Annotated in this window: 12 protein-coding genes; 6 read left to right on the top strand and 6 right to left on the bottom strand. The window is 34.4% G+C overall.

The features are described from left to right. Nucleotides 1–353: transposase (locus tag RCH18_RS15605; protein ID WP_326937704.1), on the bottom strand; the 353-nt coding region annotated here is incomplete at its 3' end. A 177-nt stretch (nucleotides 354–530) separates the two neighbouring features. On the opposite strand from RCH18_RS15605, the gene RCH18_RS15610 reads away from it, so the two are divergent. Both RCH18_RS15610 and RCH18_RS15615 read left to right on the top strand, forming a co-directional pair. Then, a complete protein-coding gene (locus tag RCH18_RS15610; protein ID WP_326937705.1) occupies nucleotides 531–878 on the top strand; it encodes a type II toxin-antitoxin system RelE/ParE family toxin in 348 nt (115 codons plus the stop codon). Further along, on the top strand, nucleotides 862–1,167 hold the full coding sequence (locus RCH18_RS15615; RefSeq protein ID WP_326937706.1) for a helix-turn-helix domain-containing protein: 306 nt from the start codon (nucleotides 862–864) through the stop codon (nucleotides 1,165–1,167). Before RCH18_RS15610 ends, RCH18_RS15615 begins: the two co-directional genes overlap by 17 nt. Nucleotides 1,168–1,329: 162 nt before the next feature. Here the strand turns inward: RCH18_RS15615 and RCH18_RS15620 are convergent, their stop codons facing one another. Then, a complete protein-coding gene (locus RCH18_RS15620) occupies nucleotides 1,330–2,937 on the bottom strand; it encodes an IS1182 family transposase (RefSeq protein ID WP_326937707.1) in 1,608 nt (535 codons plus the stop codon). A 124-nt stretch (nucleotides 2,938–3,061) separates the two neighbouring features. Between RCH18_RS15620 and RCH18_RS15625 the strand changes: the two genes are divergently transcribed. Continuing rightward, on the top strand, nucleotides 3,062–4,954 hold the full coding sequence (locus RCH18_RS15625) for a hypothetical protein (protein WP_326937708.1): 1,893 nt from the start codon (nucleotides 3,062–3,064) through the stop codon (nucleotides 4,952–4,954). Next, nucleotides 4,945–5,397 carry a hypothetical protein gene (locus tag RCH18_RS15630; protein ID WP_326937709.1) on the top strand — a complete coding sequence of 151 codons (453 nt, stop codon included), beginning with the start codon at nucleotides 4,945–4,947 and terminating at the stop codon, nucleotides 5,395–5,397. The genes RCH18_RS15625 and RCH18_RS15630 overlap by 10 nt, the downstream gene beginning before the upstream one ends. A gap of 186 nt (nucleotides 5,398–5,583) precedes the next feature. On the opposite strand, the gene RCH18_RS15635 is transcribed toward RCH18_RS15630, so the two are convergent. The 3 genes from RCH18_RS15635 to RCH18_RS15645 are packed head-to-tail and all read right to left on the bottom strand — an operon-like array spanning nucleotide 5,584 to nucleotide 7,228. Then, complete coding sequence (locus RCH18_RS15635; protein WP_326937710.1) at nucleotides 5,584–5,820, bottom strand: hypothetical protein; 237 nt, start codon at nucleotides 5,818–5,820, stop codon at nucleotides 5,584–5,586. Between the two features lie 38 nt (nucleotides 5,821–5,858). Further along, nucleotides 5,859–6,827: a transposase gene (locus RCH18_RS15640; RefSeq protein ID WP_326937711.1), complete on the bottom strand. Its 969-nt coding sequence runs from the start codon at nucleotides 6,825–6,827 to the stop codon at nucleotides 5,859–5,861. A 29-nt stretch (nucleotides 6,828–6,856) separates the two neighbouring features. Next, nucleotides 6,857–7,228: a transposase gene (locus RCH18_RS15645; protein WP_326937712.1), complete on the bottom strand. Its 372-nt coding sequence runs from the start codon at nucleotides 7,226–7,228 to the stop codon at nucleotides 6,857–6,859. A gap of 171 nt (nucleotides 7,229–7,399) precedes the next feature. Between RCH18_RS15645 and RCH18_RS15650 the strand changes: the two genes are divergently transcribed. Together RCH18_RS15650 and RCH18_RS15655 are read left to right on the top strand one after the other, a co-directional pair. Beyond that, nucleotides 7,400–7,657, top strand: a complete 258-nt coding sequence (locus RCH18_RS15650) for a DUF6364 family protein (RefSeq protein WP_326937713.1) — start codon at nucleotides 7,400–7,402, stop codon at nucleotides 7,655–7,657. After that, on the top strand, nucleotides 7,654–8,067 hold the full coding sequence (locus RCH18_RS15655) for a PIN domain-containing protein (RefSeq protein WP_326937714.1): 414 nt from the start codon (nucleotides 7,654–7,656) through the stop codon (nucleotides 8,065–8,067). Before RCH18_RS15650 ends, RCH18_RS15655 begins: the two co-directional genes overlap by 4 nt. 584 nt (nucleotides 8,068–8,651) lie before the next feature. Here RCH18_RS15655 and RCH18_RS15660 read toward each other — a convergent pair. Beyond that, nucleotides 8,652–8,963, bottom strand: a complete 312-nt coding sequence (locus tag RCH18_RS15660; protein ID WP_326937715.1) for a transposase — start codon at nucleotides 8,961–8,963, stop codon at nucleotides 8,652–8,654. Nucleotides 8,964–9,258 lie beyond the last annotated feature (295 nt).

Consider the following 9,258-nt stretch of genomic DNA (forward strand, 5'->3'; position numbering starts at 1 on the left):
AGTTTCTTGAGTCCCGAAGGATTGTCTTTTCGAAAGTCAGAAATACTGTGGTAATTAGGGCGAATATCTTCTAAAAGCCATTGCAATTCAATATTGCGAATACACTCTTTTTCGAGTTTTCTTGAGCTTCGCAACCCGTTTAAATAACCGTACAAATAGATTTTAAGAAAGACTTTGGTATCAAAACTCGGACGACCTTCGCTTTTAAGTGTTTGTACCGTAAACCCAACAGATTCAAGTGAGATGTGTTCTACAAAAGCATCGATAAAACGAACAGGATTATCCAAAGCGATTTTATCTTCTAAACTGCTTATTTGTAACTGTTTATGCGATGTTCCGGATATATGTTGCACCTTTAAATGTACAAATTTTCTCGCTAATATCCAAAATTAAATACTATATTTGATGCAAATAAAACGGAGGTTTTTTCACAGACTGACGTTATAGGCGATTTTTGAAGAGGGAAAATCTACATAAGATATTTCATCAAAAATAGTTTCACTTTAGAACAACTTTTGTATATTTGTACAATGAGTAACAAACAAAAAATTCGAACAATTATTTTTTACAAAGATTACTTTGAAGAATTCTTTGTAAAACAACGTGATAAAGTAAAAGATAAAATTATCTGGACCTTACAATTAATCGAAGAATTAGAAAGAGTTCCTGAAACTTATCTTAAACATATTGAAAATACTGACGGACTTTATGAAATCAGAACTCAACAAGGAAGTGACATTTTTAGAATCTTTTGTTTTTTTGATCAAGGCCAATTAATAATCTTGACGAACGGTTTCCAAAAGAAAACACAAAAGACTCCGAAAAAAGAAATAGAAAAAGCAATTAAAATAAAAAATGAATATGAAAGCGAAAAATAATAATACGAAAACACTTGAACAATTCAAGGACAATCATTTCGGGAAAATTGGAACTCAAAAACGTGAAGATTTAGATGCTGGATATGAAAACTTCAAAATCGGTGCGATGATTCATAATGCGAGAATTGAAAAAGGTTTGACGCAAGAACAACTTGCAGAAAAAACTGGAACAACAAAATCATATATTTCGAAAATTGAGAATAATGTAAAAGAAGCAAGATTCTCAACATTACAAAAAATTGTTGAACTTGGTTTAGGTGGACATTTAGAGTTATCAATTAAGTTATAAATAATTAAAACCGCCTATAACAGCGGTTACAAAAAATGCAAGGAATTAGTGGAATCTCCGTTTCGCAAGAAACATAAAATTAAATATTAATAATTGTAGTACCGAAGCCTTGCACTTTGTGTAGCCGCGAAACGTCAGGCTGTGAATTTACCCCACTTTTGCTTAAATTAACGCAATAACTCCTTTCCTATTCGCACAAAATTCGCTTGTAAGCGAGTTAGTTTTTGGAGTTAGAAATAAATGTTTGATAATTTTGAACTCGCACAAGAGCTTAAAAAAGGTCGTTTTCATTACGGCATACCCTTTTGGTGGGTATTTTGCATTCCACTTCTGGATTTTATCAATTAAATCGGGAACGCCCAGAATATTCATCGTGCGTTTGATGTTGTACACTAACATGATCAAACTGTGTTCGCCATTTACTTTTTCGAGTCCCGTTAAATTGGTGTGATTGTAGCCCCATTGGCGTTTGATAGTTCCAAAAATATGCTCATTAATCTCTTGTCGTGTGCGGTATAACTGTGGGTTTTCTTGATAGCGTTTATTATTTTCTTCAACAGCGTCAGCATACTCACTTCGGTCAATCTCTCGTCCCCCTGTTCTACTGGTGCAAAGGTCTTTCATTGGACATTCTTTGCAGTCTGGTGTACGGTATTTCTTAAATTTATAACCGCTGTTTTCCGAGCGTCCCGTTTTTTTATGCCAGCTTCCAGTGGTTTTCAAAGTCTTTCCTTGTGGGCAAGTATAGGTGTCGGAGTCGTTATTGTACACAAATTTAGATACAAAATAATCGGGTTGTGTGCCGTTTTCGTTGCTTTTTCCTTGGGCAGGTTGGGCTACAATAGTGGTAATATTATGGTCCTTGCACTGCGTGATTTCGCGTCCGTTGTGGTAGCCTTTGTCTACTAAAGCCGTGTACGTCTCTATCTTTAGATTTTCTTTAGCTTGGATAGCGATGGCTGCTAGTGCGTTACGATCATTGCGATTAATGGTTTGAGTAGCAACCACTAAATTGTGTTTATTGTCTACCGCTGCCTGGATGTTGTAGCTCACCTCTACCACTACTCCTTGTACTAACAAAGCACGGGCATCTTGGTCGGTGGTACTAATTTGAGGTTCGCCACTGGCTTTTAATTTTTCTTCCAGTAATTCATAACGGATTTTGTTTTTCTTTAGACGCGCTATTTTTTCTTGGATTTTAGTAACGGTTACTGTATTGTCTTTTACATCATTTGTTTCTAATTCTGTCAGATATTCTTGGGTTCGTTCTTCAATATAAGCCAAGTGTTTGTCGATTTTCTTTTGGTTGAAATTGGCTTTTTTGCTGTTGTGAGCCCGAGATTTAGTGCCGTCAATGGCGATGGTTTCCCCAGCAATCAAGTCGGCATTTTTTAGAAAAGAAACGAAAAGTTTAAAGAGTTTCTTGAGTCCCGAAGGATTGTCTTTTCGAAAGTCAGAAATACTGTGGTAATTAGGGCGAATATCTTCTAAAAGCCATTGCAATTCAATATTACGAATACACTCTTTTTCGAGTTTTCTTGAGCTTCGCAACCCGTTTAAATAACCGTACAAATAGATTTTAAGAAACAACTTAGTGTCAAAACTCGGACGACCTTCGCTTTTAAGTGTTTGCACCGTAAACCCAACAGATTCAAGTGAGATGTGTTCTACAAAAGCATCGATAAATCGAATTGGATTATCCACAGCGATTTTATCTTCTAAACTGCTTATTTGTAACTGTTGACGCGATGTTCCGGATATATGCTGCATCTTTAAATGTACAAATTTTCTCGCTTATAAACAAAATTAAATACTATATTTGATGCAAGTAAAACGGTGGTTTTTTCACAGTCTGACGTTGCAAGAGATTTTAACCAAAACCAACCTGAAAGTTATGAAAAATAAATTATTGAAATCATTCAAAATCGGAATTCTAACCTTTGGATTACTTCTTTTATTTTGCAATTGTGAAAAAAACGATGATATTGTTTCTAAAGAACTACAACAAGAAAGAACTGTAACTGAGATTTCTTTTGAAGAATTCAAATCTAAAACAAATTTAAGTAACCAGACTGGAAATTTAGGTCCGTTTTTTGATATTAATAAACCTTCTTCTAAATCCAGTATTAATGATAAAAACACAAGTAATTTCAGCAATGCGACTATACTTAAAGACAATATCATTAAAATCAGGAAGGACAATTTTACAACTTACACCTTTACTATCCTAGCTCAAACTGAAAACGACGAGTTTTATAATTTAGTTCTTTATGTTAACAACAATCAAGAAATCTACAAATCGTATATCTTAAAATATATTCCATCCAAAAAATGGCTTACCGATACAAGCCAACATTTTAGTGGTAATGTAAAGATTGTTAATAATGATATTTTTAATACGGGCAATTTATTACAATCCAAATCATCAATTTCCTCAAAATCAAGCCAATTGGATTATTGCATTGATGATGTAATAATCACATACGAATGCAGCCATGGAAGAGAAGGACATCGCGAGGGAAACCCTGGTAGACCTAGTTGTACTGCAGATGAGTTTTATGTTTACTTAGACATTATTTCTTCACCTTGCTCAGGTAGTTCTGGTGGTGATGGCGGTAATTTTGACCCAAATATTAGTAGTGGCACTTCAACTTCTGGTGGTGGAAATGATAATGACAACGGAATTGTTACAGCTCCTAACACAGTGCCTTATACATGGGAATTAAAGAATTTTGAAAGTGGAAAACTAAGTAAAGAAGAGCGAAATTATTACCATTCAGATCCACAGTCTAATATTAAAAGTACAATAGACTGGCATTTAATCTTAAATAATTTTTCAACTAATTCACAGAACGAAGCACAAGCAGCCTTAAACTTTGGAGATAAGCTAAATCTAAATTTCCACCAGTTTAATTGGGTGTTTAATAATAGAGATAGCGAGGAATTACTAGACATTAAATCTTACTTAAATGAAATAATCATTGTAACTCCTGAAATTGAGAGTTTTTTAAAAGAAGTGATTGACAGTGAAATAGAAACAAATAATAGTACGGAAGTTGATTTTGATTATAGAGTAATCGAAGACAAATCATTTAAAAATAATCCTTGTTTAAAAGGAGTGTATGATAAGCTAGGTGGAGCAGTAACTTATCAATATTATTTAAAGAAATTTGGTGGCAATTTCTCTGTGGCGAACTTAAAACTTAGCACAGCGGTACACCCTAACTACCCATTAGTAAATGCTGTTACAATTGCACCAAAAAATTATATGATTAATATAATGTTTAATCCTAATAACCTAGGTCGTCCACAACTGGATATTGCAAGAACATTTATTCACGAACTATTACATGCAGAAATCTATAGAAAATTATTAAGTTGTGCTAACCTTCCAAATGTAAATATCAATAATTATACTAATACACAATGGCAAACTTATATTAACAATTTAAAAAATAATTTTCCGGGACTTTTTGATTATTATATGAGGTACGAATATAGTGTACCAAAAGGTCAACAAATTTCTGATGCACAACACCAAGTAATGGCTCAGCATTATAGACAAATTATTGTTGAAGTATTAAAGCAATTTGATAACAATATACATTCAGATGAAATTTATAATTCATTAGCGTGGATTGGTCTTATGGGAGAAGGACAAGTTGATAGTACAACTGGATTGCCTCAAGTTCCTAGTGTTGCATGGAATAAATTGCCTCAAGACCAAAGGTTACAAATTTTATCAACTTATAAAAACTTTATAAAAACTAACGTATCATGTCAATAACTAAGCCCATAATTATCTCTTTTTTAATGTTTGTATCTTCAAACTTAATTTTTTCCCAGAAACCCAACATTGATAATATTCCATTTCTGATAGACTTGACTGATTCGTTAGTGGCAAATTATTCTGTGAGTAAAGATACCTCAAGTATTTCTATAAGTTTTTACATAAATGGATATGAATCAAAACAGAAAAGAGAGAAGGTAATTAAGGAACGTAATGATATACTAAATAAACAGAAGAGGCGTGAGTATATTAAACTTCCTATATTTTCCATAAATTTCATTGATATTGGAAAACCAGAAAAGTTGTCAAATCTAGATTGTCGGTATAAGACTTTGAGTGAATTATATGTTAATTCTATTCCATTTCAAATTTACATAATAATAAAGAAAAGTGATGGAACCTATTTAAAATGGTCAACCGTAATGTTACCAGAAGAATAGGCTCAAATCCTAATAAAATTAATTGTATAATAAAAACCTCTTGCAACCGCTATTTTGAGCTAGTGGGGTTTTAGTGGAATTACCGTTTCGCTTCAACTTTCTACAAAAATGAAAATTGAGCGGTTACGAACTCCCCACCATCTCAAAGTAGCATAACGTCAGGCTGTGAATTTACCCCACTTTTGCTCAAATTAACGCAATAACTCCTTTCCTATTCGCACAAAATTCGCTTGTAAGCGAGTTAGTTTTTGGAGATAGAAATAATTGTTTACTAATTTTGAACTCGCATAAGAGCTTAAAAAAGGTCACTTTAATCAAGGCATACCCTTTTGGTGGGTATTTTGCATTCCATTTCTGGATTTTATCAATTAAATCGGGAACGCCCAGAATATTCATCGTGCGTTTAATGTTGTACACTAACATGATCAAACTGTGTTCGCCATTTACTTTTTCGAGTCCCGTTAAATTGGTGTGATTGTAGCCCTCCCGAAGCTTCGGGACCGTTTGATAGTGCCAAAAATATGCTCATTAATTTCCTGTCGTGTGCGGTATAACTGTGGGTTTTCTTTATAGCGTTTATTATTTTCTTCAACAGCATCAGCATACTCACTTCGGTCAATTTCCCTTCCCCCTGTTCTACTGGTGCAAAGGTCTTTCATTGGACATTCTTTGCAGTCTGGCGTACGGTATTTCTTAAATTTATAACCGCTGTTCTCTGACCGACCCGTTTTTTTATGCCAGCTTCCAGTGGTTTTTAAAGTCTTTCCTTGTGGGCAAGTATAGGTGTCGGTGTCGTTATTGTACACAAATTTAGATACAAAATAATCGGGTTGTGTGCCGTTTTCGTTGCTTTTTCCTTGGGCAGGTTGGGCTACAATAGTGGTAATATTATGGTCCTTGCACTGAGTGATTTCGCGTCCGTTGTGGTAGCCTTTGTCTACCAAAGCCGTGTAAGTTTCTACGTTTAGATTTTCTTTAGCTTCGATGGCTATGGCTGCTAATGCGTTACGATCATTGCGATTAATGGTGTGCGTAGCAACTACTAAATTGTGTTTATTGTCTACCGCTGCCTGGATGTTGTAACTTATCTCGACCACAACTCCCTGAACCAGTAGTGCGCGTGAGTCAGAATCAGTGGTACTAATTTGCGTATCACCACTGGCTTTTAGTTTTTCTTCCAGTAATTCATAGCGGATTTTGTTTTTCTTTAAACGCGCTATTTTTTCTTGGATTTTAGTAACGGTTACTGTGTTGTCTTTTACATCATTTGTTTCTAATTCGCTCAAGTATTCTTGGGTTCTTTCTTCAATATAAGCCAAGTGTTTGTCAATTTTCTTTTGGTTAAAATTAGCTTTCTTACTGTTGTGCGCTCTGCTTTTTGTGCCATCAATTGCGATGGTTTCACCCCCAATCAGGTCGGCATCTTTCAAAAAAGAAACAAAGAGTTTGAATAGTTTTTTTAAGCCTGCCGGGTTCTGCTTTCTAATCCCGATCGATATCGGGAGGAAATGCTCTGGTAATTCGGGCAGATATCTTCTAAGAGCCATTGTAATTCAATATTGCGAACGCACTCTTTTTCTAACCTCCTCGAGCTTCTTAGTCCATTGAGGTACCCGTATAAATAGATTTTAAGAAACAACTTAGTGTTAAAACTCGGACGACCTTCGGATTTTATAGTTTGCACTGTAAAACCAAGTGCAGCGAGTGAGATATGCTCTACAAAGGCTTCAATAAAACGTCCCGAAGCTTCGGGAGGATTATCCAAAGTGATTTTATTTTCTAAACTGTTTATTTGTAACTGTTTATGCGATTTTCCGGATATATGTTGCATCTTTAAATGTACAAATTTTCTCGCTAATATCCAAAATTAAATACTATATTTGATTCAAATAAAACGGTAGTTTTTTCACAGACTGACGTTGGGGGAAATTGCAAAAAAAATCATCCAAAATTTTATCTACGTAATAAATTATGTATATTTGTACGTATAAATCTTATTGCTATGGATACGAAATTGACATTAAAACTTAATCAAGAAGTAATTGAGAAAGCAAAACAATATGCTTCTGACAAAAAACTAAGTTTGTCGCGATTAATTGAAAACTACTTAAATTCCTTGACTTCTGATAAATCCAATAAAAACGAGTTGGAAATTTCGCCCTTTGTCAAAAGTCTTAGTGATGGAAATAAATATTCAATCCCAACTGATTATGATTACAAAAAAGATCGCGCTGATTATTTAGACAAGAAATACAAATGATACAGATATTTTTGGACACAAACGTAATTTTAGATTTATTAGCTAAAAGAAGTCCATTTTACGATTCAATTGCAAAAGTAGCGACTCTTGCAGATGAAAAGAAAATTAGACTTGTTTCCTCTCCTATTTCATTCACAACAATAGAATATGTTCTGAGTAAATATGAATCATTTGATTCTGTATTAAACAAACTAAGGAAATTTAAGATCATTTGTCACGTTTGCGAAGTCAATGAGGAAACGGTTGTAAAAGCGTTAAATTCAGGATTTGCTGATTTCGAGGACTCGGTACAATATTTTAGCGCCATTCAATCTTCATGCTCAATAATTATTACACGGAATGGCAAGGATTTTAAAAATTCGTCAATTCCTATTATGACCGCAGACGAATATTTAAGCAGTGTAATTTAACGAGCAGCTTTTCCCAATACACGTTATGCGCCATTGCCAAAGTTTGTCTTGCTGGAACATTTGTTTTCACGAAAAAACTTCATCTTTCTGAAAGTCCTCATTTCGCCTTTATTGGCAACGCACGTCCAGCGCGGGGAACGTCAGGTTATGAATTTACTCCGATTTTTTTGTAAATCAACTCAATAACTCCTTTCCTATTCGCACAATATTCGCTTGTAAGAGAGGCGGTTTTTGGAGATAGAAATAATTGTCTGGTAATTTTGAACTAACATAAGAGCTTAAAAAAGGTCGCTTTAATCGAGGCATGTTCTTTTGGCGGGTATTTTGTATTCCATTTCTGGATTTTATTAATTAAATCGCGAATTTCCAGAATGTTTGTCGTGCGTTTGATGTTGTACACTAACATGATCAAACTGTGTTCTCCATTTTTCTAATTCTGTGAGGTATTATTGGGTTCTTCCTTTAATTGAAATTAACTTTATTACTGTTGTGCGCTCTACTTTTAGTGCCATCAATTGCTATGGTTTCAATAGCAGGCAGATCGAAATCTTTCAAAAAAGAAACAAAGAGTTTGAATAGCTTTCTTAGTCCTGCGGGGTTCTGCTTTCTAATCCCGATCGATATCGGGAGGAAATGCTATGATAATTTGGGCAAATAGCCTTTAAGAGCCATTGTAATTCAATATTTCGAACGCACTCTTTTTCTAACTTTCTAGAACTTCTTAGTCTATTGAGGTAACCGTATAAATAGATTTTAAGAAACAGCTTACTCTCAAAACTGGGGCTACCTAAGAACTTTGTAATTTGGAGCGTAAAACCAAGTGCTTCGAGGGAGATGTGCTTTACAAAAGCTTCAATAAAACGTCCCGTAGCTTCAGCAGGATTATCTGAGGCGATTTAATCTTCTAAACTACTTATTTGTAACTGTTGACGCGATATTCCAGATATATGTTACATCTAACTATTGCCACTAATATGCGGTTGATTGCGCTCGAACTGACAATGAAGTCTTTTATAAACAATATTTATAATTTTTACAAAATACCTTAATTGTCTAAAACGGTTTTGGAATAATTCTTATAATATCTTCTCATTAAATTTTTTGTCAAATCGAGCGCAGTCGAGATTCAATGATGGATCTACGATGGCGGTTCACGAATGAAGGTTCTCGACTGCGCTCGAACTGACAATA

It is taken from the genome of Flavobacterium sp. PL11 (assembly GCF_035985025.1).
Lineage (GTDB): Bacteria > Bacteroidota > Bacteroidia > Flavobacteriales > Flavobacteriaceae > Flavobacterium.